Origin of the sequence: Streptomyces clavifer, from assembly GCF_036345975.1 — a bacterium.
GTDB classification, from domain to species: Bacteria; Actinomycetota; Actinomycetes; order Streptomycetales; family Streptomycetaceae; genus Streptomyces; species Streptomyces clavifer.
In genome coordinates, this window is the sequence record NZ_CP107793.1 from 3041808 (window position 1) to 3068228 (window position 26421).

A 26421-nucleotide genomic window follows, 5' to 3' on the forward strand; every position below is an offset into this window, starting at 1 on the left:
GACGGAGCAGCATGCGTGGGGAGGGGGCGCGGTCGCGCGTCCGGCAAGGCGGGCCGGAGGACGGCGCCCACGGCAGTGGGCGCGACGCCTCGGGCGGCAGTGCCGCGAGGAAGAGCCACGGACAGCGCGAACGGTCCGCGCCGCCGGAGGGCGGACAAGGTCACGGCGGGCCGAACCGCCGTGGCCGGCGCGACGCCAGAGGGGGCAAGCGACGCGTGCTGCGCTGGGTCGCGTCCGTCCTCGCCCTGCTGATACTCGGCACCGGCGGCGCCGGTTACTTCTACTACAAGCACCTCAACGGCAACATCAGGAAAGAGGATCTGACCCTCGGCGACAAGCAGATGGCCGATCACAAGGCCAACGCCGCCGGGCAGACCCCGCTGAACATCCTGATCATCGGCTCCGACGCCCGCGACTCGAAGGCGAACCAGAAGCTCGGCGGCGCCAAGGAGACCTTCGGGGGCACACCGCTCGCCGATGTGCAGATGCTGCTGCACCTCTCCGCGGACCGCAGCAACATCTCGGTCGTGAGCATGCCGCGCGACACCATGCTGAAGATGCCGAAGTGCACCGACCCGGACTCGGGCGAGGTGTACCGGGCGGGCACACTGCCCGTCCAGACGAACGAGAGTCTCGGCCGCGGCGGCCCCGGATGCACGGTGGCCGCCTGGTACGAGCTGACCGGCATCACCATCGACCACTTCATGATGATCGACTTCGCGGGCGTGGTCTCCATGGCCGACGCCGTCGGAGGCGTTCCGGTCTGTGTGGACGCCAATGTGTACTCGCACACCGGCGACGGCAAGGGCTCCGGGCTGAAGCTGGAGGAAGGCACCACCGCCATCAAGGGTGAGCAGGCCCTGCAGTGGCTGCGTACCCGGTACGGCTTCGAGGACAACACCGACCTCGGACGCGCGAAGGCCCAGCACCAGTACCTGAACTCGATGGTGCGCGAGCTGCGCAAGGGCACCAAGCTCACCGATCCCGGGAAGCTGATGGGCCTCGCGGAGGCGGCCACCAGCGCGCTGACGGTCGACAAGGGCCTGGACACGGTCAAGAAGCTGTACGACCTGGCGGAGGAGCTGAAGAGGGTCCCGACCGACCGCATCACGATGACGACGATGCCGAACGTCTACGGGACGGGCAATCTCAGCGGGCGGGTGTTCCCCAAGCCCGGCGAGGCCGAGCAGGTGTTCCGGATGGTCCGTGAGGACATCCCGCTGGACGGCAAGGCGTCCAAGCGCAAGACACCCGTCACCACGGACATCGCCGCGCCCGTCGCCGAGATCCCGGTCAGTGTGCGCAACGCGACCAGCACGGACGGTCTCGGTCCGGCACGGGGCCGCGCGGGAGCGGTCAGGGACCTGCTCACCGACGCGGGCTTCGCCAAGGCGTCGATCGACTCACAGAACGTCGATCCGGCCGGCCGGACCGGCGTCCTCTACCCCAGCGCGGACCTGGAGGGCGACGCCCAGGCGGTCGCCAAGGCGCTCGGTGTCCCGGTGTCCCAGGTGCAGAAGTCGACCGCGGTCTCGGGCATCGTGCTGGCCGTGGGCGCCGACTGGCGCAAGGACGGCGCGTACCCGGCCAAGGCCGTCGAGGAGAAGACGCCGGAGTCGGCGGGCGCGCTCAACGGCGCGAACGAGAAGGCGTGCATGCACGTCAACCCGGGCTTCACCTTCTGACGGCCCGCCGTACGAGGAAGGGCCCCGCCGGACGGCGGGGCCCTTCCTCGTACAAGGACGATCAGACCGTCTGTTCCCGCACCGCGGGGCGACGGCTCGCGATGACCTTCTTCGCCAGCGAACGGGGGCTGGTCAGGAATCCGTATCCCCACGACATGTGCATGGTGGCGAGCGCCACCGGGATCTGCGCCCGGGCGCTGAGCGGCAGGCCCTTGCCCGCGGGCAGCGACCCGGCCACGATGGCCGCCACGTACCCGGCGGGCACGACGAACGCCCACGGGGTGACGGCTGCGCCGACGACGATGCCCGCCGCTATCGCGCAGACGGCGGCCGGCGGGGCCAGGTAGCGCAGGTTGATCGAGCCGGCGTGGTAGCGGGCCACGACGTGGCGCCAGCGCCCGTAGTCCTTGTACTGCTTGGCGAGCGCGCGGACGCTGGGGCGCGGGCGGTACTGCACCTTCAGCTCCGGTGAGAACCAGATCAGCCCGCCGGACTCGCGGATCCGGAAGTTCAGCTCCCAGTCCTGGGCGCGGATGAACTCCACGTTGTAGCCGTCCGCCCGCTCCAGTGCCTCGCGGCGGAATACCCCCAGGTACACGGTGTCGGCCGGGCCCGCCCGGCCGCCCGTGTGGAAGGCCGCGTTGCCGACGCCGATCTTCGACGTCATCGCGGCGGCGACCGCGTCCTCCCAGGGGTTCTCACCCTCGGCGTGCATGATGCCGCCGACGTTCTGCGCGCCGGTCTCCTCCAGCAGGCGGACCGCGGTCGCGATGTAGTTCGGGGACAGCATGCCGTGGCCGTCGACCCGTACCACGATCGGGTGATGCGAGGCCTTGATCGCGGCGTTCAGCGCTGCGGGAGTACGGCCGGTCGGGTTGGGGACGGTGTGGATCCTGGAATCCTCCCGCACCAGCTCAGCGGCGATCTCGTCCGTGCGGTCGCTCGACGGGCCGAGTGCGATCACCACCTCCATCTCACCGGCGTACTCCTGCTCCAGGATGTGCCGGACCGAGTTCCTGAGATGGCGTTCCTCGTTGAGCACCGGCATGATCACGGAGACGGCGGGGTACTGCGCGGCAGACATGTGGTCCTCAGGGGGTCCTCGGGGGTGCCAGGGGTTCCGGGGGTTCTACGCGCCCCAGGCGGCAGCGTGATTCGGCCGCCACGTTACCGCTAACGGGGGACACCGGCGCGCGCCGCCGGGTCTTCTCCCGGTCCGCAGATCGTATGGGCCTACCGTGCGAAAGTCCTACTCGCACCGCGGAGGTGTCCCTCGTGCCCACGCCGCCCCCACCGCCCCGTCCACCGCACCCCCGGACCGCTCCCCCCCAGCACAGAACACCCCGGCGGCCCCGGGCCGGCCGTCGCGGCGGAGGCCGGGCCGGCGGCCCGAAGAAGCCGCCCCGGTGGGGCATGCGGCTGGCCACCGGGCTCTCCGTACTGGTGCTCGGCGCCGGCGGGATCGGCCATGCGGTGGTGAGCAACCTGGAGACGGGGATCGGCCGGGTCGATCCCTTCAAGGACATGAAGAACCGCCCAGAGGGCGGCCACGGCACGAATCTCCTGCTCGTCGGCACGGACGGCCGCGACACGATCACCAAGGCGCAGAAGAAGAAGTACAAGCTGGGTGGCACACCCTGCCACTGCACCGACACCCTGATGCTGGTCCACCTCTCGGCCGACAGGCAGCGGGCGAGCGTCGTCAGTCTGCCGCGCGACAGCTATGTCGAGATCCCGGCGCACACCGACCGGACGACCGACGAGGAGCACTCCCCCCACCCGGTGAAGCTGAACGCCGCGTACGCCGAGGGCGGGCCGCATCTGACCGTGCGGACCGTCGAGCAGATGACCGGTATCAAGATCGATCACTATCTGGAGGTCGACTTCACCAGCTTCATGAAGACGGTCGACACCCTGGGCGGGGTCGAGATCTGCACCGCCAGGCCGCTCAAGGACTCGTACACGGGCCTGAACCTCGCGCCGGGCACCCACAAGCTCGACGGTGGCGAGGCCCTGCAGTACGTACGCTCCCGGCACGTCGACGGGACAGCCGACCTGGGCAGGGTGCAGCGCCAGCAGAAGTTCGTGGCCGCGCTGATCGAGCAGACGACCAGCAGCGGTCTGCTGATGAACCCGGTGAAACTCCAGCAGGTCGCCTCGTCGATGCTCGCCTCCGTGCGCGCCGACAAGGGCTTCGGTACGGAGCAGATGCTGGAGCTCGGCCAGGCCATGCGCGGCTTCACCCCGGCGTCGTCCGAATTCGCCTCCGTCCCGGTCGTGGAGGGCGGCTACCCCGTCAAGGGCATCGGCACCACGGTGAAGTGGGACACGAGGGAGGCCGAGAAGCTGTTCCGGGCCCTGCGTGAGGACGAACCGCTCGCCCGGCACCTGCCGAGGCAGCCCCGGGCCACGGTCGTCGGCGTGGCACCGGAGCAGATCCGGGTGCAGGTCTACAACGGGACGCCGAAGGACGGGCTCGGCCAGACGGTCGACGCGGCACTGCGCAGCACCGGTTTCAACACCACGCGCGCCCCGCTGAACGGCGGTCCGGGCGACCGCCTGCGCACCCTGGTCACCTACGACCCGCGATGGGACCGGTCCGCGAAGGCCCTGGCCACCGCGCTGCCGGGGTGCGAGCTGCGGCCGGTGAAGGGGCAGGGCGGGACGATGAAGGTGACGGCCGGCTCGGACTTCACCAAGGTGAGGCCGGTGAAGGCCGAGGACCCGCGGCGTGGCGAGTTCGGCACGGTAACGGGCGACCAAGTGATCTGCCCATGACCGGCCGCCAGGCAAAGGCTCAGGTCGCTGTGAGGACAGAGACGGCGATCAGCCCGTTTTGCCCCGCATTGCCGGCCCCTGGTCTCACACCGACCGGCGGAGGGGACAGGGGGGGGCGGGGGGCGGGGGGCGGGGGGGCGGGGGCGCGGCGGGGGGTTAGTCGGTTATGCCTTCGGCTGTGCGGCGGTCGCGTAGCTCCTTGATCGCGCGGCGCCGGGCGAGACGGTGCGTACGGCGGATCTGCGCCTCCTGGTAGCGGCGCTCGTCGCGCTCCGTCTCCGGGACCACGTGCGGTACGCGCCGCGGCTTGCCCTCCTCGTCGACCGCCGCGAACACCAGGTAGGCGCTGCCCACCTGCTGGGCGGGCGTCGACTCGTTCCACCGCTCGGCCATGACGCGGACGCCGACCTCCATCGAGGAGCGGCCGGTCCAGTTCACCTGGGCGCGGACGTGCACGAGGTCGCCGACGCGGACCGGCTCCAGGAAGACCATCTCGTCCATGGAGGCCGTCACGGCCGGGCCCCCGGAATGCCGGCCGGCCACGGCGCCCGCGGCGTCGTCCACCAGTTTCATGATCACGCCGCCGTGCACCGTACCCAGGAGGTTGGTGTCGCTGCCGGTCATGATGTGGCTGAGGGTGGTCCGGGAAGCCGAGGTCGGCTTGGCCGGAACCTCGTCTTCCGGTGACTGGGCCTGATCTGTCATGCCCTCCACCTTATGCGGGGGCTTGCACCTGGTTGCAATGCATCAGCTTCGCAACAGCCCTGGTCCGAAATCCGGTACACCCTGTAAGAGACCCGGCCCCGGACGGCACACTGTTCCCCATGAGCGATTGGCCCGATGGGCGGAACGGCGGACCCGGTGAGCGCTACGGGCAGGGCAGCGGCAGCCCCCGGCCCGAGAGCGCCCGCGCCATGCCGCACGTCCGGCGCCCGGCACCGCCGCAGTCCCCGCCCCGGATCCCGCCGCAGCAGGGGCAGGGCTACGACGAGACCCCCGGCTACGACAGCGGCTACAACACGGGTCAGGTCTACGGCGGCGGCAACAGCGGTGGCCAGGGCGGCGGCGGCCGCGGTTACGGCGGCGGCAACGGCCGCGGCGGCGACAGCGGTTATGTCCAGGGCCGTCCCGCTCCCGACTGGGGCCGGCGCATCAAGGTCGGCGCGCTGACCCCCGTGGTCGTGCTCCTCGCCGTCTCCATCGGCACGTACTTCTGGGCCGACGGCAAGCTCAAGCGCGAGGTCGACCTCTCCAAGGTCATCGAGCGCCCCTCCGAGGGCGACGGCACGAACTACCTGATCGTCGGCTCCGACAGCCGCGAGGGCATGACGGCCGAGGACAAGAAGAAGCTGCACACCGGCTCCGCCGAGGGCAAGCGGACCGACTCGATGATGATCCTGCACGACGGCTCCAACGGCCCGACGCTGATCTCCCTGCCCCGCGACTCGAACGTCGAGATCCCCTCGTTCGTCGGCTCGGAGTCCGGCAAGAAGTTCGCGGGGACGGGCCGCACGACGAAGCTGAACGCCGCGTACGCGGAGGACGGTCCGGAGCTGCTGGTCCGCACGGTCGAGTTCAACACCGGGCTGCGCATCGACCACTACGTCGAGATCGGCTTCGGCGGCTTCGCCAAGATCGTGGACGCGATCGGCGGCGTCGAGCTGGACATCCCCAAGGCCTTCAAGGACAAGAAGTCCGGTGCCGACTTCCAGGCCGGCAAGCAGACCCTGGACGGCGAGCAGTCCCTCGCCTTCGTCCGCACCCGGTACGCCTTCGCCGGGAGCGACCTGGACCGCACGAAGAACCAGCAGAAGTTCCTGGCGGCACTGGCCTCGCAGACGGCCACCCCGTCCACGATCCTCAACCCGTTCAAGCTGTACCCGACGATGGGCGCGGGCCTGGACACGCTGGTCGTGGACAAGGACATGTCGCTCTGGTCGCTCGGCAACATGTTCTTCGCGATGAAGGGCGTCACCGGCGGCGAGGGCACGTCGATGAACATCCCGCTCTCGGGCCAGAGCGTGAACGGCAACCTGGTCTGGGACAAGGACAAGGTCAAGCAGCTCGTGGAGCAGCTGAAGAACGACGAGAAGGTCACGGTCAAGGGCAGCTGACCGGACAGCCGTCACGTAGAGAGGTCCCCCACCCGTCAGCGGGTGGGGGACCTCTCTGTGTAACGGCGGGTCGGCGTCGGTCACTTCCCGTACCGGCGCTGCCGGCCGGCGTACGAGCGGATCGCGCGCAGGAAGTCCACGCGGCGGAACGCCGGCCAGTAGCAGTCCACCCAGTGCATCTCGGCGTACGCGGACTGCCAGAGCAGGAAGCCCGACAGCCGCTGCTCCCCGGAGGTCCGGATGATGAAGTCGGTCTGGTCGGCGGTCGGCGAGTACAGGTGCCGGGAGATGTCGTCGATGTCGAACCGCTCGGCCAGCTCGGCGGGGTCCCCGCCGGCCGCGACGTGGGCCGCGAAGGCGCTCTTCACCGCGTCCACGATCTCCCGTCGGCCGCCGTAGCCGACCGCGATGTCCACCTTGAGGCCGCCGCGCCCGGCCGTCGTGGCGGTGGCCTCCTTGAGGATCTCGGCGGTGGCGCCCGGCAGCAGGTCGAGCGAGCCGATCACCTGGACCTCCCAGGGGCGGTCCGAGGCCGTGATGTCCTGGACGGTCTCCTTGATGATCTCGATCAGCGGGCCGAGCTGTTCGGCGGGGCGCCCGAGATTGTCGTCGGAGAGCATGAAGAGGGTCACGCGCTCGATCCCGGCGGCTGTGCACCAGTCCAGGAACTCGGTCGCCTTGGCGCCGCCCGCCCGGTACCCCTCCCGGAGGTCCGTATGGCCCGCCTGCCGGGCCCAGCGCCGATTGCCGTCGAGCATGATCCCGACGTGCTGCGGTCGTGGCAGCCCCACGAGGGTGGCAGCCAGCCGGCGCTCGTACACCGCTTCTATCGGCCGCCGGAGGAACAGCGGGAGCAGCTTCACGAACCAACTCCATCATGTTGCGGTTAGCCTCCGCGGACCCTATCAGCGGCGCTCCGCGAACGCCCCCGGCCGGGATGCCGCACCCGTGCGGCCGGCATCCCGCCGGGCCCACGGGTGCGGCCCCCGGCGGAGGCCGGGGGCCGCGGTGCGGACTGCGCGACGCCGTTACGGCAGGTTGCGGGCCATGACGATCCGCTGGACCTGGTTCGTGCCCTCGTAGATCTGGGTGATCTTGGCGTCGCGCATCATGCGCTCGACCGGGTAGTCACGGGTGTAGCCGTAACCGCCGAGCAGCTGGACGGCGTCGGTGGTGACCTCCATGGCGACGTCGGAGGCGAAGCACTTGGCAGCGGCGCCGAAGAAGGTGAGGTCGCCGTCGAGGCGCTCGGACTTGGCCGCTGCCGCGTAGGTGAGCTGGCGGGCCGCCTCCAGCTTCATCGCCATGTCCGCGAGCATGAACTGGATGCCCTGGAAGTCGCCGATCGGCTTGCCGAACTGCTTGCGCTCCTGGACGTAGCCCTTGGCGTAGTCGAGGGCGCCCTGGGCGATGCCGAGGGCCTGGGCCGCGATCGTGATGCGGGTGTGGTCCAGGGTCTTCATCGCGGTGGCGAAGCCGGTGCCCTCCTCGCCGATCATGCGGTCGGCGGGGATGCGGACGTTGTCGAGGTAGACCTCGCGCGTCGGGGAGCCCTTGATGCCGAGCTTGCGCTCCGGGGCACCGAAGGACACGCCCTCGTCGGACTTCTCGACGACGAACGCGGAGATGCCCTTGGAGCGCTTCGTCGGGTCGGTGACGGCCATGACCGTGTAGTACTCGGAGACGCCCGCGTTGGTGATCCAGCGCTTGACGCCGTTGAGGACCCAGAAGTCGCCGTCGCGGACGGCCTTGGTCTTCATGCCCGCGGCGTCGGAGCCGGCGTCCGGCTCGGAGAGGGCGTACGAGAACATCGCGTCGCCCTTGGCCAGCGGGCCGAGGTACTTCTTCTTGAGGTCCTCGGATCCGGAGAGGATCACGGGGAGCGAGCCAAGCTTGTTCACGGCCGGGATCAGGGAGGACGACGCGCAGGCGCGGGCCACCTCCTCGATCACGATGACCGTGGCGAGCGCGTCGGCGCCCGCGCCGCCGTACTCCTCCGGTACGTGGACCGCGTGCAGGTCGGAGGCGACCAGGGCGTCGAGGGCCTCCTGCGGGAAGCGGCCCTCCTCGTCCACCTCGGCGGCGAACGGAGCGATCTTCGCCTCGGCGAGCGCACGGATCGTGTCGCGGAGCATGTCGTGCTCCTCGGCCGGACGGTAGAGGTCGAAGTCGGTCGTACCCGCCAAGACGTTCACTCCCCAAGGATGCTAACTACTGTTAAGTAACCCAATTTTAGTGTCCGCCGCCCGGCCTGGCATACGGGCGGGGCACGTGAGCTTGCCGACAGCCGCAAAACAGGGGTTCCGCGGGCCCGGATATGCTCGCCTCCGCACGTCTGTCCGCATCGTTCAGGAGCACCCATGGCCCTCAGGATCACTGTGATCGGCACCGGCTACCTCGGCGCCACCCATGCCGCGGCCATGGCGGAGCTGGGCTTCGAGGTCCTCGGGCTCGACGTCGTGCCCGAGAAGATCGAGATGCTCTCGGCGGGCAGAGTGCCGATGTACGAGCCGGGGCTCGAGGAGATCCTGCAGAAGCACGTCGCGGGCATCGAGGGCTCCACGGGGCGGCTGCGCTTCACCACCTCGTGGGAGGAGGTCGGCGCCTTCGGTGACGTGCACTTCGTCTGCGTGAACACCCCGCAGAAGCACGGTGAGTACGCCTGCGACATGAGCTACGTGGACAGCGCCTTCGAGTCGCTGGCCCCGCAGCTGACGCGCCCCGCCCTCGTGGTCGGCAAGTCCACCGTGCCGGTGGGCTCCGCCGCCCGGCTCGCGGCGCGGCTGGCCGAGCTCGCACCGGCGGGCACGGACGCGGAGCTGGCCTGGAACCCGGAGTTCCTGCGCGAGGGCTTCGCGGTGAACGACACGCTGCACCCGGACCGGATCGTCGTCGGCGTGGAGAGCGAGCGGGCCGAGAAGCTGCTGCGCGAGGTGTACGCCGGACCGGTCGGCGAGGGGTCGCCGTTCGTGGTGACGGATTTCCCGACCGCCGAGCTGGTGAAGACCTCGGCGAATTCGTTCCTGGCGACCAAGATCTCCTTCATCAACGCGATGGCGGAGGTCTGCGAGGCCGCCGACGGCGACGTGGTGAAGCTGGCCGAGGCGATCGGCCACGACGAGCGCATCGGCAAGAAGTTCCTGCGGGCCGGTATCGGCTTCGGCGGGGGCTGCCTGCCCAAGGACATCCGCGCCTTCATGGCGCGCGCCGGTGAGCTCGGGGCCGACCAGGCGCTGACCTTCCTGCGCGAGGTCGACTCCATCAACATGCGGCGGCGCGGCCACATGGTGGAGCTGGCCCGCGAGGCCGTGGGCGGCGGATCGTTCCTCGGGCAGCGGGTGGCGGTTCTGGGCGCGACGTTCAAGCCGGACTCGGACGACGTACGGGATTCGCCGGCGCTCAACGTGGCGGGCCAGATACACCTGCAGGGCGGCCAGGTCACGGTCTTCGACCCGAAGGGCATGGACAACGCCCGCCGGCTCTTCCCGACGCTCGGTTACGCGGACACGGCGCTGGACGCGGTGCGCGGGGCGGACGTGGTGCTGCACCTGACGGAGTGGCGCGAATTCCGCGAGCTGGACGCGGCCCTCCTGGGCGAGGCCGTGGGGCGGCGGATCATCCTGGACGGCCGCAACGCCCTGGATCCCGCGGTGTGGCGCGACGCGGGGTGGACGTACCGGGCCATGGGCCGCCCGAAGGCCTGAGGGCCCGAGGGCCTTCGGGCCGTAAAGCACGCGCGCGGTCGCCGGGTTCCCCCGGCGGCCGCGCGGCTATGCGCGCTTCGCGCGGTACGTGCGCATCTTGGCGCGGGCGCCGCAGACGGACATGGAGCACCAGCGGCGGCGTCCCGCCGGGCTGCGGTCGTAGTACGCCCAGCGGCAGTCCTCGGCCTCGCACGCCTTGAGCCGCGCCCAGGTGCCGTCGGCGGCCGCCGCCGCGATGGCGGCGGCGACCCTGGCGGTCAGTCCGGCGGGTTCGGTGGCCGGGCGCAAGGCGGCCGCTCCAGCGGCGTCCACGGTGACGCGCAGGGGTGCGTCGGCGAGGAGCCGGTCGAGCGGGGGTACGGGGCCGCCGTCGGGCGGGCGGTGGCCCGCGTGGGCCAGACAGGCGGTACGCAGCGCCTCGCGCAGGAGCAGGGCGTCGGGCACGTCCTCCTCCGCCAGGCCGAAGGCCGCGCGCCCCTCCGCCGTGCCGAGGGCGTCCGAGCCGGTCTCGACGTCCAGCGTGTTGACCAGGTCCTCGAGCAGGGCGAGCCCTCCGGGCGCGGCCACCCTCTCATTCATGGTTGCGATGTTACTTCCTTTACGGGACCATGAGGTAACGGTTACCGGTTGATGCGCTATAGCGGTAACCCTGTCCGTGGAGACCAGCAGAAGGAGCGAGTGTCATGGCTTTCGCCACCGTGGGTGCCGTCGTCCTGGACTGCCCCGACCCCGTCGCACTGGCCGGTTTCTACGCCGAACTGCTCGGCGGCACGGTCGAGGACGACGGTGAGGGCTGGGTGGATCTGAAGAACGGCACGGGGACGTCGCTCGCGTTCCAGGCCGCGCCCGGCTTCGTACCGCCGCGCTGGCCGCACGCCGACGGCTCGCAGCAGTTCCACCTCGATCTGAGCGTGGAGGATCTGGACGCGGCGGAGCGGAAGGTGGTCGCGCTGGGCGCCACCGTGCTGGACGCGGAGGACCGGTCGCGGACGTGGCGTGTGTACGCGGACCCGGCCGGGCACCCCTTCTGTCTGTGCGCGGGCTAGCGGGGCCGGGGGCGGCGGACGCCGCCCCCGGACTCACACCGCCGGGCCGTCCAGGTCGTCGATCGTGGCGTGCGAGGGGCCGAACTGCGCGCTGAGGTCGCGGGACACCGCTTCCGCGTCGCGAAGGACCCGTACCGCGTTCCGCCAGGTCAGCTTGGCCAGGTCGATCTCCGACCAGCCGCGGCCGAGCAGCTCCGCGATCAGGTGCGGGTAGCCGGAGACGTCGTCCAGTCCCTCCGGGAGGAACGGCGTGCCGTCGTAGTCGCCGCCGATGCCGATGTGGTCGACGCCGGCGACCTCGCGCATGTGGTCGAGGTGGTCGGCGACCGTCGCCACCGTGGCCACGGGGCGCGGGTTGACGGCCTCGAAGTCCGCGTGGATGCGCATCGCGGCCGGGGTGGTGTCGAGGTGGTGCAGGCCGTGCTCGCGCATGTTGCGGTCGGCGGCCAGCGTCCACTCGACGGCTGCGGGGAGGACGAACTTCGGTACGAAGGTCGCCATCGCCACACCGCCGTTGGCCGCGAGCGCGCGCAGGACGTCGTCGGGGATGTTGCGCGGGTGGTCGCAGACCGCGCGGGCGGAGGAGTGCGAGAAGATCACCGGTGCGACGGAGGTGGCGAGCGCGTCACGCATCGTGGAGGCCGCCACGTGGGAGAGGTCGACCAGCATGCCGATGCGGTTCATCTCCCGCACGACCTGGCGGCCGAACTCCGACAGACCGCCGACCCGCGCGGTGTCCGTCGCCGAGTCCGCCCAGTCGGTGTTGTCGTTGTGCGTCAGCGTCATGTAGCGGACGCCGAGGGCGTGCAGGGCGCGCAGGGTGCCCAGCGAGTTGTTGATGGAGTGGCCGCCCTCCGCGCCCATCAGGGACGCGATACGGCCTTCGGCGCGGGCCTCCTCCATGTCGTCGGCCGTCAGCGCGCGCCGCAGGTCGATCGGGTGACGCGCCAGCAGCTCACCGACCACGTCGATCTGTTCCAGCGTGGCGCTGACCGCGTCGTCGCCGGTCAGCCCGGTGGAGACGTAGACGGACCAGAACTGGGCGCCCACGCCGCCGGCCCGCAGCCGCGGGATGTCGGTGTGCAGGACGCCGGTCTGGTCGGTGGAGATGTCCCGGGCCTCCAGGTCGTAGCCGACCTGTTCACGCAGGGCCCAGGGGAGGTCGTTGTGTCCGTCGACGACGGGGTGGTCGGCGAGGAGCAGCCGGGCGCGGTCCAGACGGTCCATGGGGCGCCTACTTCCCGAAGCCGAAGGAGTCCGCGCCCTCGACCTTGGCGCGCAGGCGTTTGCCCTTCTCCGTGGCCTGCTCGTTCAGCTCCTGCTGGAAGTCCTTCATACGCGCCAGCAGCTCGCCGTCGTGGGCGGCGAGGATGCGGGCGGCGAGCAGGCCCGCGTTGCGCGCGCCGCCGACCGAGACGGTGGCGACGGGGACTCCGGCCGGCATCTGCACGATGGACAGCAGGCTGTCCATGCCGTCCAGGTACTTCAGCGGTACGGGGACGCCGATGACCGGGAGCGGGGTCACGGACGCCAGCATGCCGGGGAGGTGGGCCGCGCCCCCGGCGCCCGCGATGATCGCCTTCAGGCCGCGGTCCGCCGCCCGCTCGCCGTACGCGATCATCTCGTGCGGCATGCGGTGCGCGGAGACGACGTCCACCTCGAAGGGGATCTCGAACTCGGCGAGCGCCTTCGCGGCGGCCTCCATGACGGGCCAGTCGGAGTCCGAGCCCATGACGATGCCGATGACAGGGGCGGTACCGGGGGAAGTCATTCGGTGATTGTTCCTCGCAGGTAGTCGGCCGCGTGCCGGGCGCGCTCCCGCACGTCCGCCAGGTCGTCGCCGTAGGTGTTGACGTGTCCGACCTTGCGGCCGGGCTTCACGTCCTTGCCGTACATGTGGATCTTGAGCTGCGGGTCGCGGGCCATGCAGTGCAGGTACGCCTGGTACATGTCCGGGTAGTCGCCGCCGAGGACGTTGCACATGACCGTCCAGGTGGCACGCGGGCGCGGGTCGCCGAGCGGGAGGTCCAGGACGGCCCGCACGTGGTTGGCGAACTGCGAGGTGATCGCGCCGTCCTGGGTCCAGTGCCCGGAGTTGTGCGGTCGCATCGCCAGTTCGTTCACGAGGATGCGGCCGTCGCGGGTCTCGAACAGCTCGACCGCGAGGTGGCCGACCACCCCGAGCTCGGCGGCGATCCGCAGCGCCAGCTGCTGGGCCTCGCCGGCGAGGCGCTCGTCCAGCCCGGGGGCCGGGGCGATGACGGTGTCGCACACGCCGTCGACCTGGATCGACTCGACGACCGGGTAGGCGACGGCCTGGCCGTGCGGCGAGCGGACGATGTTGGCCGCCAGCTCGCGTACGAAGTCGACCTTCTCCTCGGCGAGCACGGGGACGCCGGCGCGGAAGGGCTCGGCGGCGTCGGCCTCGGAGCGGACCACCCACACGCCCTTGCCGTCGTAGCCGCCGCGGACCGTCTTGAGGATGACGGGGAAGCCGTCCCCCTCCTCGGCGAAGGCGGCGACGTCGGCGGCGTCCTCCACGATGCGGTGGCGGGGGCAGGGCACGCCGATCTCCGTGAGCTTCGCGCGCATCACCCCCTTGTCCTGGGCGTGCACCAGGGCGTCGGGGCCGGGGCGGACGGGGATGCCGTCCGCCTCCAGGGCCCGCAGGTGCTCGGTCGGCACATGCTCGTGATCGAAGGTGATCACGTCGCAGCCGCGCGCGAAGGCGCGCAGCGTCTCCAGGTCGCGGTAGTCGCCGACGACGACTTCGCTGACCACCTGGGCCGCCGAATCCTGAGGAGTGTCACTGAGGAGCTTGAACTTGAGGCCGAGGGGGATGCCCGCCTCGTGGGTCATACGGGCGAGCTGACCGCCGCCGACCATGCCGACTACCGGGAACGTCACGCGTCCAGGGTATCCGGCGCGCGGAAGGTCCCCTCACCCTCTCCCGTGCACCCCCGGAAAGGGGTGCACGTCACGCGGTCCGGCCGGCTCACGGGCATCACACGGGAGGGCTGGTTAGCATGGCCGGGTTGACGGAACCGGACGGACGGGACGAGCGATCACCATGAGCGAACGGGGCGCCCTGCGGGCCCGGCTTGATCTGCTGGCCCGGGAGGTCGCCAAGTTCGGCGCGGTCGGTGCGTTCGGCCTGGTCGTGAACATCGCCGTCTCCAACCTGATCTGGCGCACGACGGACATTCCGGTGGTGCGGGCCGGGCTGATGGGGACGGTCGTCGCCATCCTCTTCAACTACGTCGGCTTCCGCTACTGGACCTACCGGGAGCGCGACAAGAGCGGCCGGACCCGGGAGCTGACGCTGTTCCTGCTGTTCAGCGCCGTCGGGGCGCTGATCGAGACGGGCGTGCTCTACGCGGCCACGTACGGCTTCGGGTGGAACAGCCCGGTCCAGAGCAACGTCTTCAAGATCCTCGGCATCGGGATCGCCACCCTGTTCCGCTTCTGGTCGTACCGCACCTGGGTCTTCAAGGCGCTGCCCGCCAAGGAGGCCGTGCTCGACACGGAGCGGTTTCTGGAGCAGCGACGACCCGCCGGCGAGGTAGCCCCCGGTCCCGTACGCCACTGACCCACGGGGCCCGCGGTCACCGCCGGCGCGCCCGGGCCGACGCGTGCGCCGGTGGCCGGCGCTCACCGCACCGGGCGTTCCGGTTCCTTGCGGGTGGGTGCGACCCTGCTGAGGAAGAGGGCGAAGACGGGGGGCTGCTGCTGCAGCAGTTCGAGCCGGCCGCCGTCGGCCTCCGCGAGGTCCCGGGCGACGGCGAGGCCGATCCCCGTGGAGTTGCGGCCGCTGATGGTCCGCTCGAAGATCCGTGCGCCGAGGTCGGCGGGCACCCCGGGGCCTTCGTCGGTCACCTCGACGACGACCTGGTTGCCGGTGACACGCGTGCGCAGGGCGACGGTGCCGCCGCCGTGCATCAGGGAGTTCTCGATCAGCGCGGCCAGCACCTGGGCGACCGCGCCGGGGGTGCCGACGGCCTGCAGCCCGTGCTTCCCGGAGCAGACGACGGCGCGGCCCGCGCTGCGGTAGGCCGGGCGCCACTCCTCCAGCTGCTGCTTGACGACCTCGTCGAGGTCGAAGACCACGGCGGAGCCGGTGCGTGCGTCACGTGCGTTGGTCAGCAGCCGCTCCACCACGTCGGTGAGCCGCTCGACCTGGGTGAGCGCGATGCTCGCCTCCTCCTTGACCGTGTCCGGGTCGTCGGTGGAGTAGATCTCCTCGATGCGCATCGAGAGGGCGGTCAGCGGGGTGCGGAGCTGGTGCGAGGCGTCCGCGGCGAGGCGCCGTTCGGCGGTCAGCATCCGGGCGATCCGCTCGGCGGAGGCGTCCAGGACGTCCGCGACCCGGTCCAGCTCGGTGACCCCGTACCGCTTGCGCCGGGGGCGCGGGTCGCCCGAGCCCAGGCGTTCGGCGGTCTCGGCGAGGTCGGTGAGCGGTGACGTCAGGCGGTTGGCCTGGCGTACGGCGAGGAGTACGGCGGAGACGATCGCGAGGAGCGCCACCGCCCCGATGATCAGCAGGGTCCGGCCGACCTCCCGGGTGACGGCGGAGCGGGACTCCTCGACGGTGACCTTCTCGCCCTGCTCCCCCGTCTCCGAGCTGCTGATGACGCTGTCCGTGGGCCGCTCACCGACCTCGATGGGGGCCCGCCCCGGGATCTCGACGCGTGCGTAACGGTCGGGGCCGACCTGTTCGGACAGCACGTCGGGGCTGATCCGTTCCGCGCCCAGCAGGCGGCTCTCGACGACACTGATCAGCCGCAGCGCCTCGGAGTCGACGCTCTCCTGGGCGCTGTTGCTGATGGTCCGGGTCTCGACGATGACGAGGGAGACGCCGAAGACGGCGATCACCACGAGCACCACGGCGAGCGTGGAGTTGATCAGTCGGCGGCGCATGACTGTTCCTGTACGTCAGCTCTTCTCGAACCGGAAGCCGACGCCCCGGACGGTGGCGATGTAGCGGGGATTGGCGGCGTCGTCGCCGAGCTTCTTGCGGAGCCAGGAGATGTGCATGTCGAGGGTCTTCGTGGAGGACCACCAGGTGGTGTCCCACACCTCGCGCATCAGCTGGTCGCGGGTGACGACCCGGCCCGCGTCCCGGACGAGGACCCGCAGCAGGTCGAACTCCTTCGCGGTGAGCTGGAGTTCCTCCTCGCCCATCCAGGCACGGTGCGACTCGACGTCGATCCGCACGCCGTGGGTGGCGGGCTGCGGGGCGGGCTCGGACGCCCCGCGGCGCAGGAGGGCCCGGACCCGGGCGAGGAGCTCGGCGAGGCGGAAGGGCTTGGTGACGTAGTCGTCGGCGCCGGCGTCCAGGCCGACCACCGTGTCGACCTCGTCGGCGCGGGCGGTCAGGACGAGGATCGGTACGGCGTGACCGTCGGCGCGCAGCCGTCTCGCCACCTCCAGGCCGTCCATTCCCGGCAGCCCCAGGTCGAGCACGACCAGGTCGATGCCTCCCTGGAGTCCGGCGTCGAGTGCGGTCGGACCGTCCTCGCGGACCTCGACCTCGTAACCCTCACGACGCAGGGCGCGGGCCAGTGGCTCCGAGATGGATGCGTCGTCCTCGGCGAGCAGTACACGGGTCATGCAGTGATGGTAGTCCGCACCGGGCGCCCGGGGTGAGGCGCTCGACAAGCCCTGCGGGTATGGGCCACGAATCGGTCATCCACCTTCGAACATGAGACCGCGGGCCCACCACCACCTGTGATCCATCTCTCAAGTCCTTCCATATCCCCGCGTGTCGTGTCGTATGGTGGCTCGACGCCTGTTGCACCACCGAAGGACCTTTGGGTAGCTCATAGCGCCAAGGGTCCCTTTTGTGTGCGGGCCGGTTCCCGCCGGCTCTGACCAGTGAATGACCTATGGGCCGGGCCCGGAGCGCGTGGAGCGCACCGGGCGTGGATCCCGGTGTGGTCGGTCCCCGAGTCCGCCCCCGCTCCCCCACGGAGCCGGTGACCGGTTCGAATCCCTCGAGGCGTCGGGGGTGGGGCACGGCCCTGCCGGTGCCGGCCACCCCCCACCGGGCGCGTACCACCCCTGCGGTGACGCGTCCCGACCAGCAAGGATCGATCATGGCGTCCAGCCTGACGAAGGACTCGGCCAGTACGTCTGGTTCGGAGAAGACCTTCTTCGGCCACCCCCGCGGCCTGGCCACTCTCTTCATGACCGAGATGTGGGAGCGCTTCAGCTATTACGGCATGCGCGCCCTTCTCCCGCTCTACCTGATCGCGCCCAACGGGCTCGACATGAACCCGGGTACGGCCACTGCCATCTACTCGGTCTACCTGTCGCTGGTGTACCTCCTCGCCCTGCCCGGCGGCTGGTTCGGCGACCGCGTGTGGGGCCCGCGCAAGACCGTCGCCATCGCCGGCGGCGTCATCATGCTCGGGCACCTGACGCTGGCCCTGCCCTCGGAGGGCACCTTCTTCGCCGGCCTCGGCCTGGTGGCGATCGGTTCCGGTCTGCTGAAGTCGAACATCTCCACGATGGTCGGCCACCTCTACGACGGCCCGGACGACCCGCGCCGCGACGGTGGCTTCACCATCTTCTACATGGGCATCAACATGGGTGCCTTCGCCGCTCCGCTGGTCATCGGCACCGTCGGCGAGAACGTGAACTGGCACCTGGGCTTCGCCCTCGCCGCGCTCGGCATGGGTCTGGGCGTCGCCCAGTTCCTGCTCGGCACGCGCCACCTGAACGAGCGCAGCCTGATCGTCCCGAAGCCGCTGTCCGCCGTCGAGCGCGCCTCGACGCTGCGCAAGGCCATGATCTGGATGGCCGTCGCAGCCGTCTTCTACATCGGTACGGTCGTCACCGGCGTCTACACGCTGAACTGGCTGCTCGTCCCGATCACGATCGCGGGTCTGCTCATCCCGGTGGTCGTCCTGACGCGCATCAAGCGCGACAAGGACCTCAGCGCCGCCGAGCAGTCGAAGATGTCCGGTTACATCTGGTTCTTCGTCGCCGCCGCCATCTTCTGGATGATCTACGACCAGGGTGGTTCGACCCTGGCGATCTTCGCCGAGTCCTCGGCCGAGAACTCGGTCCTCGGCTGGGACTTCCCGGTCTCCTGGTACCAGTCGGTCAACCCGGTCCTGATCATGGCGCTGGCCCCGGTCTTCGCCGCCTTCTGGATGGCGCTGAACCGGCGGGGCAAGGAGCCCAGCACGATCGTGAAGTTCAGCTCCGGCCTGGTGCTGGTCGGCGCGTCGTTCTTCCTGTTCCTGATGCCGCTGACGATCGCGGGCGACGGCCACAAGGCCGCCGCGATGTGGCTGGTGGCGATCTACTTCGTGCAGACCGTCGCGGAGCTGACGCTCTCCCCGGTCGGCCTCTCGGTGACCACGAAGATGGCTCCGGCCAAGTACGCCAGCCAGATGATGGGTGTCTGGTTCCTGGCGGTCACCGCCGGCGACTGCACCACGGGCCTGCTGTCCATCGCGGGTGTCGAGCTCAACGGCACCGGGGTGGTGGCGCTCCAGGCCGCCCTCGCGGTGGTCGCGGGTGTCGCGATCTTCATGTACCGCGGCAAGGTCAAGGCGCTCATGGGCAACGTCCGCTGACGCGGACGCCCGCCCGTACGTGGGGGCCGTCGCACCGGACCGGTGCGACGGCCCCCACGTCGTTCCCGGGCGGGCGGCGGCGGGTGATCGGTCCCGGGCGGGCGGACGGGGCCGCCCGGCCGGTCCGGGGCCGGCACGGCAGACGAAGGAAGAGCGCACCGTCTCCGGTGCGCTCTTCGGGTACTGCGGGGGAGGCGGGACTACGCGGGTGCCGCGAGCTCCGCCCATACGGTCTTGCCGGGCTCGTCCGGCGTACGCGCGACACCCCAGTCCAGGCAGAGCCGCTGCACGATGAACATGCCGTGCCCGCCGGGCCGTCCCGCGCGGTGCGGGGTGCGGGGAGTGGGCTGGCCCGCGCCGCGGTCCACGACCTCGACCCGCAGCACCTTGGGCGAGCAGGCGATGCGGAGCTCCTCGGGACCGTCCGCGTGCAGGCAGGCGTTCGTGACGAGCTCGGAGACGACCAGCAGGACGTCCTCGGCGGCGGCCCGCCGGTCGGCGCCGGTCGCTGGGAGCCAGCCCCATTCGTGCAGGGCCTGCCGGGCGAAATCACGGGCCATCGGCACGATACCGCTGGCCTGCCGCAGCGAGAGCGTGCGCCACTGCCGGTCAGCCGGTACGGCAGAGGCTGCGGGGCCCGTACCGTCCGGCTCGCGGCCGAGGCCGCCCGGCGGATGTTGCCGGGTGGTGCTCATCAGCGCTTCACCTCACCGATTCACCGAGTTGCCATCGAACAGATTCTTGATCAGATACAGCGTGTGCGTGGTCCATGACCCCGACAGGGTGTCTCCTGCCCGGCCGAACCGTGCCGACACCCATTCCGCCGCGCCACAAGCATGACGTGTGCGGTGCACGGGGCGTCGGGGGCCGGACAAGCGGCAGGAAGGCCGCCGTCAGGTGCGCAGAGCGTCTTCGAGCGAGGCGTGGACGGTGAACACCGCATCGGCCCCCGTGATCTCGAAGACACGGGCCACCACGGGCAGCATTCCGGCCAGATGAACCGCGCCCCCGGCCGCCTCGGCCTTCAGGCGTGCACCGAGCAACACGTTCAGACCGGTGGAATCACAGAACTCGAGCCGCGAGCAGTCGACCACCAGGCGCGCACGCCCCTGATCGACCGCGCCCTCCAACGGCTCGCGCAGCAGGTCGGCCGTGTGGTGATCAAGCTCGCCCACCGGTGTCACGACCTCGCTGGGCCCCTCCGTCCGGACGTCGACCTGTAGCCGACCCCGGTTCGCACTGCCGACCGTCCCGCGGTCCATTGCCGATCCTCTTCGCCGTCCGTCACTGTCCGCGCACTGTGCGCGGCCGTCTTCGTGGCTTCCGCCGACGTGCGTAAAACCTTACGCGTTTCCCTCGCCACACGGTAGTCAGAGAACTCAACAAAGCGGACATAAGCCTTATTTGGAGCTTGTCACTCGTGGCTCGAACCGGGTAAGGGTAGAGAGGACATCACGACCCGGACATTCGATCGGCTTCGGAGGCGCCGCTTCACCGCAGGAACACGTAGGGGCATCGGCAGCCATATGCCGAGAACGATGGAGGAGAACCATGTCACCCCGGCTCGACGTATCGCGTACCCGCATCGCGACGTCGGCATGTCCTCAGGGACCGACCGATTCCGACTCCCCCGCCGCGAGCGCCGTTCCGGGCCCGCGCAGCGAGTACACCGACGACCTCATGAGCGAGGGCCTGGAGGGACTCCCCGAGATCCCCCCCTACGCCGAGGTCGGTGCCCTGGACGCCAGGGCACTGTCGAAGACCCTCTTCGCGCGGCTCGAAACCCTCGAGGAGGGCACCCACGAGTACGCGTACGTCCGCAACACCCTGGTCGAGCTCAACCTGGCCCTGGTCAAGTTCGCCGCCTCCCGGTTCCGCTCGCGCAGTGAGCCCATGGAGGACATCGTCCAGGTCGGCACGATCGGTCTGATCAAGGCGATCGACCGCTTCGAGCTCAGCCGGGGCGTCGAGTTCCCGACGTTCGCGATGCCGACCATCATCGGCGAGGTCAAGCGGTTCTTCCGCGACACCAGTTGGTCGGTGCGCGTCCCACGCCGCCTGCAGGAGCTGCGGCTGGACCTCGCGAAGGCGGGTGACGAGCTCGCCCAGCAGCTGGACCGCGCGCCCACCGTGCCCGAGCTGGCCGACCGGCTCGGCATCCCCGCCGACGAAGTCGTCGAAGGCATGGCCGCGAGCAACGCGTACACCGCGAGCTCCCTGGACGCCAAGCCCGAGGACGACGACGGCGAGGGGGCCCTCGCGGACCGCATGGGCTATGTGGACCACGGACTCGAAGGCATCGAGTACGTCGAGTCCCTGAAGCCGCTGATCGCCTCCCTGCCGTTGCGCGACCGCACGATCCTCTCCCTGCGGTTCGTCGCCAACATGACGCAGTCGGAGATCGGCGAGGAGCTCGGCATCTCGCAGATGCACGTGTCCCGGCTGCTCTCCCGGACGCTGGTCAAGCTCAGGAAGGGCCTGACCGTGGAGGAGTGATCCGACGTCCCCGGCACCACCGGTACGTCGTTGCGGAAGGACCTGCCCCGGCAACGGGCGGGTCCTTCCGCATTGTTGACGAAGTGCCACGGACTGGGCCACATTGGGCATGGTTCTGGGGGGAACACATGGCTCATGGGGAGAGCGGTCCGGTCGGCCCCGCCGCGCCGGAGGCGGTGATGCGGGCGCGGCTCGGCCGGGAATGCCTGTACGTCCCGTCGTGCCGGTTCGGCCTCTACCTGGCGCTCCGCCACTGGTGCGAGCCCGGGGGCAGGGTGCTGATGTCCCCGGTCAACGACGACGTCATCCTCTTCGTCGTCCTCGCCGCGGGTCTGCGCCCCGTCCAGGCACCGCTGTCCGCCACGGACGGCTCCCTCGACGTGGACGCCGTGCCCGACTCCGTGTGGAGCGGCCTCTCGGCCGTCCTCACCACCAATCTGTACGGACATCCCGACCCGGCCGGCCGGCTGCGCGAGCGCTGCGACCGGCTGGGCATCGCGCTGATCGAGGACGCGGCGCACGCCATCGGCAGCGAGGTGGACGGCCGGCCCGTCGGGACCTTCGGGGACGCGGCCGTCTTCAGCCTCTCCAAGCACGCGGGCGCCAGGGCCGGAGGCTTCCTCGCCCTCGCCGACCCGGCGTTGCGCGCCCCGCTGGAGCAGGCCCGTGACGCCCTCCTGGACCCGGTCGCGCTCACGGCCGAACTCGCCTATGCCGTACGCCCGTACGCGGAGGCGACGGTGCGGGCGCTGCGGCTCGCCCCGGCCGCGTGGTGGGCCCTGCGACTCCTCGGGCTGCAGGAACGCGAGGAGATCCGGATGCCGCTGCGGTCCGCCGAGCTGCAGCGGGCGCTGGCCTCCGCACCCTCGCTGAGCGGTTTCCATTCCTGGGTCCGCGTCGACATGCACGACTACCGGGTCGCCCCGGGGCGCCTGCGGTGGCGCCGGATCGCACGCCTGCTGGCCCGCCTCGACGACCGGCTCGCCGCCCACCGGGCGGGGACGGAGCGTCTCCTCGCCACCCGCTGGGCCGCCCCGGGCAGCGCCGGTGCCCGCGTACAGCCCTTGTTCCGGGTGCCGTTGCTGGTGCACGACCGGGACGCGGCCGTCGCGGCCCTCGCCCGTCGACGGATCACCGTCGGCTACCTCTACGACCCGCCGCTCGACACGTACGCGGGCGAGCGGTTCACCGACCCGTCCCCCTCCCCCGCCAACGCGGCCCGGTTCGCCCGTCACGCGCTGCCCGTCGACCCGCTGCGCGCCGGACCGGTCATCGACGTCCTCGGAGCGGCGGGCGTCGAGCCCGCGCGGGGGCTGCCCGGTGACTGACACCGCCAGAGCCGGCCCGGACGCCGACGCGGGGCCGGACAGCGGGGCCGGCGCGTCCGCGGACCGCGACGGTACGAGCGGCGACTCGATGTTCCGCAACGCCTACGCCCTGATGCTCTCCACGGGTGTCTCCGCCGCCCTCGGCCTGGGCTTCTGGCTGGTCGCCGCCCGCTACTACACCGAGGAGGCCGTCGGCCAGGGCTCCGCGGCCATCGCCGCGATGCGCCTGCTGGCCTCGGTCACCGCGACCACCATGATCGGCGCCGTGGTGCGGTACGTGCCCCGTGCCGGACGCGCCACCGCCTCCCTGGTCGCCGGCACCTACCTGGTCAGCTCCGTCGTCGTCGCACTGGTCTGCGTGGTCTTCCTGCTCACGCTGGACCTGTGGGGGGACTCGTACGCCCCGCTCGGCACCCTGTCCGCCGGGCTGGTCTTCACCGGTTCGTGCGTCGCCTGGGCGGTCCTCACCCTCCAGGACGGGGTGCTGACCGGGCTGCGCAAGGCCGTCTGGGTGCCCGTGGGCAACGCCGCGTTCTCCCTCGGCAAGCTGCTGCTGCTCGCCGCCTTCGCCACCGCCCTGCCCGTCCTCGGCGTCTTCGTGTCCTGGGCCGCCGCGACGGCCCTGTCCGTACTGCCCCTGGGATGGCTGGTCTTCCGCAGGCTGATCCCGCGTCAGGCGGGATCGGAACGGGACCGCGAACCGCCCCGGCTGCGCGAGATCGGCCGGTTCCTCGCCGGGGACTCGGTCGGCGCGCTCTTCAGCCTCGCCATGATCAACCTGCTGCCGGTGATGGTGGCCGTCCGCTTCGACGCCGCGCACAACGGCTTCTTCTACATCGCGTACACCGTCGGCGGCACCATGGAGTTCATGGCCATCAACATGGCCTCCTCCCTCACCGCGCACGCCTCGCACACCCCCGGCCACCTCGCCGAAGGCGTACGCGGGGCGCTCCGCCGGATGGCGGTGCTGCTCGTCCCCGTCGTGCTCGTCCTGGTCCTGTTCGCCCCGTACATCCTCGCCCCGTTCGGCCACGAGTACGCCGACCACGGCACCCTCGTCCTGCGGCTGCTGGCCGTCGCCGCACTCCCCCGCGTCCTGGTCGAGCTGTACATCGGCGTGCTGCGGGTGCAGGGGCGCACCGGAGCGCTGGCCGTCCTGCAGGCCGTGATGTGCGCACTCGTGCTGGGCAGCGCGGCGCTGCTGCTCGGTCCGCTGGGGATCGCGGGGGCCGGCTGGGCGATGCTGCTGAGCATGACGGCGGTGGCGACCGCCTCCGCGCTGGGACTGCGCACGGCGCTCGGCCGGCGGACGTCCGGCACCGGGAGAGGGCACGGGGACGGGCGGGACGAGGACTTCGGGACGAGCTGGGCCCGGTCGGCGGCGCAGCGCGGCCGGGAGCGGCGGGCCGAGGAGTACGGGGCGGACTGGACCTCCGACACGGTGTACCTGCGCGGCGCCCATGACACGGTGACCCCGGCCTTCGGCATTCCCGTCTGCGTGCGCGACGCCGGGTCCACGGCCACGGACCGGGAGCGTGTCGTGTCGCGGACCGGCGAGGTGCTGTGGCTGCTGCTGGGGCTCGCGGCCGGGCTCTTCTGGGTGCCGCTGGTGCGGGTCGCGCGGGCCGGCCACGACCGGCTGACGGGCGAGGAGCTCGTCGACGCGCTGCCCCCGGTCACCGTGACCGCCGGGGTGCTCATGATCGTCGTGTACAGCGCTGCCGCCACCACGCCCTGCCCCCGGCGCGCGCTGACCGGGGCGGCGCTGCTGGTGACGGTGGCGGCCCTGCACTCCGCCCCGCTGCTCCTCGGCATCCTGCCGCCGGCCGCCTCACGGGAGTGGCACGGGGCGCTCGCCGGCTTCCTGGCCGAGGTCGTGGGGCCGGCCTCCCCCGCCGCGGTGCTCCGGGGACTGCCGTTCGCGCTCCAGCTGCTCTGTCTGGCCCTGGTGGCCGTCCTGCTGCGGACCGCGGGCGTCCACCGGCGGGCCGCGGCCGCGCTGGTGTGGGTGCTCGCGGTGGCCGGGTGGGCGGCGCAGGACGCCTTCGCCGCCGCCGGACTGCCGGTTTTCTGCGGGCTGTTCGCGGTCACGGCGGTGGCGTACGCCGTCTGCGCGCGGGTCAGCGGCCGGGGACCGGCTGCTTGAAGTAGTCGTCCTGGCCGGCCGTGCGGTACCCCTCCAGGCCGGGTCCGCTGTTGACCGTGAGGTCGCAGCCCTCGCCCGGCACCGCCCGGTTCCAGTGCACCAGCGCCTTGGCCCGGGGCATGGTGCGCACGGCCTCCGGGATTCCCTCGTACCAGGCGCGCTGGCGGTCCGGGTCCGCAGGATCGGGCACCGTGGCGAACTCGGCGAACATCAGGGGCTTCTCGGCGCTGATCCGGGTGCGCAGCCAGTCGTACGCCGGCCGCTGGCTGCGGTCGAACTCCTTCCAGTCGGTGGTCCGGTGGCAGGTGAAGTAGTTGTACTGGTCCATGCCGATCCAGTCGACGTAGTCGTCGCCCGGGTAGAGCCGCTCGAAGAGCGCTCCCGCTCCGAGGTAGCCGGAGACCGTCCACACCCACACCACGTTGTCCACGCCGAGCTCCTCGAAGCGCTCGTGGAGGTGGCGGTAGGCGGCGACGTACTCCTCAGGAGTGCCCGCGTCCCCGACCCGGGCGTCGACCTCCTGGTCGAAGGAGAGGAAGACCCGCTTCCCGTACGCCTTGACGCGGCGGGCCTGCGGGTCGATGATCTCGCGGTCGTACGCCCCCGAGGCGACCTTCGCCCAGCCCAGCTGGTCCTCGGTCCAACCGGCGTGACGGGGCTCGCGCCACACCGTGGACTCCCAGGCCAGCATCAGCATCCGGTCCCGGCCCAGGACCTGTTCGTCGGGGGTGAGGAGCTGCCCGTCGAGCTCGCTGTCCGACATGTCGTGGTACGTGTAGAGGAGGTCGAGCCTCCGGCCGATCTTCTCCTCGAACGCGTGAACGGCCCCCTGGAGCGACCCGTTCCTGTCGTGCGGGACGTAGGCACCCCACCAGGCTCCGCAGGGCGGGACGAGCGTGGCCGTGGGAGCGCAGGCCCCACCGGGCACGGCGCCGGTGGCCGCGTCGGCGGGCAGGGCGCCGGCCGGGGGCAGGGTGTCGCCGCTCCCGGAGGAGGGTGTACCGAGCCAGGCGGCGAGTCCGGCCAGCAGCGCGGCGACGGAGACCAGGGCGAGCACCAGGTGCGTGCGGCGGCGGTGCGGTGCCACCGTGCGGGGGCCGCTCATCGGCGCCTCCCGGGCCGGGGCCTGCTCCGCCCGACGGCACCCCGGGTGGCCGCCGGCAGCGGAAGCCCGGGCAGCGCGGCGACGAGTGTGGTGAACGCGGCGAGCGACACCAGGAAGGCGGTCGCCGAGAACGCCTCCACCAGGAAGAGGGCGGTGGCGGTGAGAACGGCGAGCGAGAGCCCGAAGGGCGCGGCGAGGGCCGCCGTCTCGAGCCGGGCACCGGGCCCGGGCGCCCCGGGCTGCGGATACAGCAGGGCGAGGCCGGGGCCGAAGCAGACGAAGAGGAGCACGGGCGCCCAGCGCAGGGGCGAACCGCCCGGCAGCGCGGTCACGGAGAGCGCCACCCACCCGGAGAGCGCCACGCCCGCCCTGATCAGGGTCTGCCGGACGGGGAGTATCGGTTGACGTTGCTCGGACACGGGGCGGCCTCCTG

Annotated in this window: 24 protein-coding genes; 10 read left to right on the forward strand and 14 right to left on the reverse strand. The window is 71.3% G+C overall.

Annotated features, from left to right (window positions below):
• Positions 1 to 11: 11 nt before the first annotated feature.
• Entirely contained in the window at positions 12 to 1685 is a 1674-nt protein-coding gene (locus tag OG927_RS13030; protein WP_408058066.1) for an LCP family protein, read from the forward strand.
• Positions 1686 to 1746: 61 nt separating this feature from the next.
• On the opposite strand, the gene OG927_RS13035 is transcribed toward OG927_RS13030, so the two are convergent.
• Entirely contained in the window at positions 1747 to 2769 is a 1023-nt protein-coding gene (locus OG927_RS13035; RefSeq protein ID WP_056798883.1) for a glycosyltransferase family 2 protein, read from the reverse strand.
• 143 nt (positions 2770 to 2912) lie between these two features.
• Between OG927_RS13035 and OG927_RS13040 the strand changes: the two genes are divergently transcribed.
• Positions 2913 to 4463 (forward strand): LCP family protein, encoded by a 1551-nt coding sequence (locus OG927_RS13040; RefSeq protein ID WP_456293801.1) that lies wholly within the window; start codon positions 2913 to 2915, stop codon positions 4461 to 4463.
• 156 nt (positions 4464 to 4619) lie between these two features.
• Here the strand turns inward: OG927_RS13040 and OG927_RS13045 are convergent, their stop codons facing one another.
• On the reverse strand, positions 4620 to 5168 hold the full coding sequence (locus OG927_RS13045; RefSeq protein WP_056798889.1) for an acyl-CoA thioesterase: 549 nt from the start codon (positions 5166 to 5168) through the stop codon (positions 4620 to 4622).
• A gap of 119 nt (positions 5169 to 5287) precedes the next feature.
• Here OG927_RS13045 and OG927_RS13050 point away from each other — a divergent pair, with 119 nt between their 5' ends.
• Positions 5288 to 6577: an LCP family protein gene (locus OG927_RS13050; protein ID WP_330320194.1), complete on the forward strand. Its 1290-nt coding sequence runs from the start codon at positions 5288 to 5290 to the stop codon at positions 6575 to 6577.
• A gap of 80 nt (positions 6578 to 6657) precedes the next feature.
• Here the strand turns inward: OG927_RS13050 and OG927_RS13055 are convergent, their stop codons facing one another.
• Positions 6658 to 7440, reverse strand: a complete 783-nt coding sequence (locus tag OG927_RS13055) for an isoprenyl transferase (protein WP_056798897.1) — start codon at positions 7438 to 7440, stop codon at positions 6658 to 6660.
• A 165-nt stretch (positions 7441 to 7605) separates the two neighbouring features.
• On the reverse strand, positions 7606 to 8763 hold the full coding sequence (locus tag OG927_RS13060; RefSeq protein WP_056798899.1) for an acyl-CoA dehydrogenase: 1158 nt from the start codon (positions 8761 to 8763) through the stop codon (positions 7606 to 7608).
• A gap of 174 nt (positions 8764 to 8937) precedes the next feature.
• Here OG927_RS13060 and OG927_RS13065 point away from each other — a divergent pair, with 174 nt between their 5' ends.
• The gene (locus tag OG927_RS13065) at positions 8938 to 10281 is read left to right on the forward strand and encodes a UDP-glucose dehydrogenase family protein (RefSeq protein ID WP_056798901.1); all 1344 of its coding nucleotides are present in this window, start codon (positions 8938 to 8940) and stop codon (positions 10279 to 10281) included.
• 66 nt (positions 10282 to 10347) lie between these two features.
• On the opposite strand, the gene OG927_RS13070 is transcribed toward OG927_RS13065, so the two are convergent.
• Entirely contained in the window at positions 10348 to 10860 is a 513-nt protein-coding gene (locus OG927_RS13070) for a CGNR zinc finger domain-containing protein (protein ID WP_330320195.1), read from the reverse strand.
• 104 nt (positions 10861 to 10964) lie between these two features.
• Between OG927_RS13070 and OG927_RS13075 the strand changes: the two genes are divergently transcribed.
• Positions 10965 to 11327: a VOC family protein gene (locus tag OG927_RS13075; protein ID WP_056798906.1), complete on the forward strand. Its 363-nt coding sequence runs from the start codon at positions 10965 to 10967 to the stop codon at positions 11325 to 11327.
• 33 nt (positions 11328 to 11360) lie between these two features.
• Here OG927_RS13075 and OG927_RS13080 read toward each other — a convergent pair whose 3' ends face one another.
• The 3 genes from OG927_RS13080 to OG927_RS13090 are packed head-to-tail and all read right to left on the reverse strand — an operon-like array spanning position 11361 to position 14234.
• The gene (locus tag OG927_RS13080; protein WP_330320196.1) at positions 11361 to 12554 is read right to left on the reverse strand and encodes a dipeptidase; all 1194 of its coding nucleotides are present in this window, start codon (positions 12552 to 12554) and stop codon (positions 11361 to 11363) included.
• Positions 12555 to 12561: 7 nt separating this feature from the next.
• Positions 12562 to 13098, reverse strand: a complete 537-nt coding sequence (purE, locus tag OG927_RS13085; protein ID WP_056798911.1) for a 5-(carboxyamino)imidazole ribonucleotide mutase — start codon at positions 13096 to 13098, stop codon at positions 12562 to 12564.
• Entirely contained in the window at positions 13095 to 14234 is a 1140-nt protein-coding gene (locus OG927_RS13090) for a 5-(carboxyamino)imidazole ribonucleotide synthase (protein WP_124282130.1), read from the reverse strand. The genes purE and OG927_RS13090 overlap by 4 nt, the downstream gene beginning before the upstream one ends.
• Positions 14235 to 14397: 163 nt before the next feature.
• On the opposite strand from OG927_RS13090, the gene OG927_RS13095 reads away from it, so the two are divergent.
• Positions 14398 to 14916, forward strand: coding sequence for a GtrA family protein (locus OG927_RS13095; RefSeq protein ID WP_319102318.1), 519 nt, complete (start codon positions 14398 to 14400; stop codon positions 14914 to 14916).
• 62 nt (positions 14917 to 14978) lie between these two features.
• Here the strand turns inward: OG927_RS13095 and OG927_RS13100 are convergent, their stop codons facing one another.
• Together OG927_RS13100 and OG927_RS13105 are read right to left on the reverse strand one after the other, a co-directional pair.
• Positions 14979 to 16244: an ATP-binding protein gene (locus tag OG927_RS13100; RefSeq protein ID WP_056798916.1), complete on the reverse strand. Its 1266-nt coding sequence runs from the start codon at positions 16242 to 16244 to the stop codon at positions 14979 to 14981.
• A gap of 15 nt (positions 16245 to 16259) precedes the next feature.
• Positions 16260 to 16937 carry a response regulator transcription factor gene (locus tag OG927_RS13105; protein ID WP_056798918.1) on the reverse strand — a complete coding sequence of 226 codons (678 nt, stop codon included), beginning with the start codon at positions 16935 to 16937 and terminating at the stop codon, positions 16260 to 16262.
• A 485-nt stretch (positions 16938 to 17422) separates the two neighbouring features.
• Between OG927_RS13105 and OG927_RS13110 the strand changes: the two genes are divergently transcribed.
• The gene (locus OG927_RS13110; RefSeq protein WP_056798921.1) at positions 17423 to 18913 is read left to right on the forward strand and encodes an oligopeptide:H+ symporter; all 1491 of its coding nucleotides are present in this window, start codon (positions 17423 to 17425) and stop codon (positions 18911 to 18913) included.
• Between the two features lie 200 nt (positions 18914 to 19113).
• On the opposite strand, the gene OG927_RS13115 is transcribed toward OG927_RS13110, so the two are convergent.
• Both OG927_RS13115 and OG927_RS13120 read right to left on the reverse strand, forming a co-directional pair.
• Positions 19114 to 19608 carry an ATP-binding protein gene (locus OG927_RS13115; protein ID WP_056798924.1) on the reverse strand — a complete coding sequence of 165 codons (495 nt, stop codon included), beginning with the start codon at positions 19606 to 19608 and terminating at the stop codon, positions 19114 to 19116.
• Positions 19609 to 19806: 198 nt separating this feature from the next.
• Complete coding sequence (locus tag OG927_RS13120) at positions 19807 to 20175, reverse strand: STAS domain-containing protein (RefSeq protein WP_056798927.1); 369 nt, start codon at positions 20173 to 20175, stop codon at positions 19807 to 19809.
• Between the two features lie 289 nt (positions 20176 to 20464).
• Here OG927_RS13120 and OG927_RS13125 point away from each other — a divergent pair, with 289 nt between their 5' ends.
• The 3 genes from OG927_RS13125 (at position 20465) to OG927_RS13135 (ending at position 24883) form a co-directional block, all read left to right on the forward strand.
• The gene (locus OG927_RS13125) at positions 20465 to 21409 is read left to right on the forward strand and encodes an RNA polymerase sigma factor SigF (protein ID WP_056798929.1); all 945 of its coding nucleotides are present in this window, start codon (positions 20465 to 20467) and stop codon (positions 21407 to 21409) included.
• Positions 21410 to 21588: 179 nt separating this feature from the next.
• Positions 21589 to 22737, forward strand: a complete 1149-nt coding sequence (locus OG927_RS13130) for a DegT/DnrJ/EryC1/StrS family aminotransferase (protein WP_056798932.1) — start codon at positions 21589 to 21591, stop codon at positions 22735 to 22737.
• Positions 22730 to 24883: a lipopolysaccharide biosynthesis protein gene (locus OG927_RS13135; RefSeq protein ID WP_330320197.1), complete on the forward strand. Its 2154-nt coding sequence runs from the start codon at positions 22730 to 22732 to the stop codon at positions 24881 to 24883. Before OG927_RS13130 ends, OG927_RS13135 begins: the two co-directional genes overlap by 8 nt.
• On the opposite strand, the gene OG927_RS13140 is transcribed toward OG927_RS13135, so the two are convergent.
• Together OG927_RS13140 and OG927_RS13145 are read right to left on the reverse strand one after the other, a co-directional pair.
• Positions 24858 to 25988, reverse strand: a complete 1131-nt coding sequence (locus OG927_RS13140; RefSeq protein WP_330320198.1) for a glycoside hydrolase family 26 protein — start codon at positions 25986 to 25988, stop codon at positions 24858 to 24860. The two genes, OG927_RS13135 and OG927_RS13140, sit on opposite strands and share 26 nt — an antisense overlap.
• Positions 25985 to 26407: a DUF1616 domain-containing protein gene (locus OG927_RS13145; protein ID WP_241191862.1), complete on the reverse strand. Its 423-nt coding sequence runs from the start codon at positions 26405 to 26407 to the stop codon at positions 25985 to 25987. The genes OG927_RS13140 and OG927_RS13145 overlap by 4 nt, the downstream gene beginning before the upstream one ends.
• Positions 26408 to 26421: the final 14 nt, after the last annotated feature.

Excerpts from the sequence above, each read along its gene's own strand:
- OG927_RS13030 (WP_408058066.1), top strand. The coding sequence starts at position 12 with ATGCGTGGGGAGGGGGCGCGGTCGCGCGTCCGGCAAGGCGGGCCGGAG.
- OG927_RS13035 (WP_056798883.1), bottom strand. The coding sequence starts at position 2,769 with ATGTCTGCCGCGCAGTACCCCGCCGTCTCCGTGATCATGCCGGTGCTC.
- OG927_RS13040 (WP_456293801.1), top strand. The coding sequence starts at position 2,913 with ATGGGCCTACCGTGCGAAAGTCCTACTCGCACCGCGGAGGTGTCCCTC.
- OG927_RS13045 (WP_056798889.1), bottom strand. The coding sequence starts at position 5,168 with ATGACAGATCAGGCCCAGTCACCGGAAGACGAGGTTCCGGCCAAGCCG.
- OG927_RS13050 (WP_330320194.1), top strand. The coding sequence starts at position 5,288 with ATGAGCGATTGGCCCGATGGGCGGAACGGCGGACCCGGTGAGCGCTAC.
- OG927_RS13065 (WP_056798901.1), top strand. The coding sequence starts at position 8,938 with ATGGCCCTCAGGATCACTGTGATCGGCACCGGCTACCTCGGCGCCACC.
- OG927_RS13070 (WP_330320195.1), bottom strand. The coding sequence starts at position 10,860 with ATGAATGAGAGGGTGGCCGCGCCCGGAGGGCTCGCCCTGCTCGAGGAC.
- OG927_RS13075 (WP_056798906.1), top strand. The coding sequence starts at position 10,965 with ATGGCTTTCGCCACCGTGGGTGCCGTCGTCCTGGACTGCCCCGACCCC.
- OG927_RS13080 (WP_330320196.1), bottom strand. The coding sequence starts at position 12,554 with ATGGACCGTCTGGACCGCGCCCGGCTGCTCCTCGCCGACCACCCCGTC.
- purE (WP_056798911.1), bottom strand. The coding sequence starts at position 13,098 with ATGACTTCCCCCGGTACCGCCCCTGTCATCGGCATCGTCATGGGCTCG.
- OG927_RS13095 (WP_319102318.1), top strand. The coding sequence starts at position 14,398 with ATGAGCGAACGGGGCGCCCTGCGGGCCCGGCTTGATCTGCTGGCCCGG.
- OG927_RS13100 (WP_056798916.1), bottom strand. The coding sequence starts at position 16,244 with ATGCGCCGCCGACTGATCAACTCCACGCTCGCCGTGGTGCTCGTGGTG.
- OG927_RS13105 (WP_056798918.1), bottom strand. The coding sequence starts at position 16,937 with ATGACCCGTGTACTGCTCGCCGAGGACGACGCATCCATCTCGGAGCCA.
- OG927_RS13110 (WP_056798921.1), top strand. The coding sequence starts at position 17,423 with ATGGCGTCCAGCCTGACGAAGGACTCGGCCAGTACGTCTGGTTCGGAG.
- OG927_RS13115 (WP_056798924.1), bottom strand. The coding sequence starts at position 19,608 with ATGAGCACCACCCGGCAACATCCGCCGGGCGGCCTCGGCCGCGAGCCG.
- OG927_RS13120 (WP_056798927.1), bottom strand. The coding sequence starts at position 20,175 with ATGGACCGCGGGACGGTCGGCAGTGCGAACCGGGGTCGGCTACAGGTC.
- OG927_RS13125 (WP_056798929.1), top strand. The coding sequence starts at position 20,465 with ATGTCACCCCGGCTCGACGTATCGCGTACCCGCATCGCGACGTCGGCA.
- OG927_RS13130 (WP_056798932.1), top strand. The coding sequence starts at position 21,589 with ATGCGGGCGCGGCTCGGCCGGGAATGCCTGTACGTCCCGTCGTGCCGG.
- OG927_RS13140 (WP_330320198.1), bottom strand. The coding sequence starts at position 25,988 with ATGAGCGGCCCCCGCACGGTGGCACCGCACCGCCGCCGCACGCACCTG.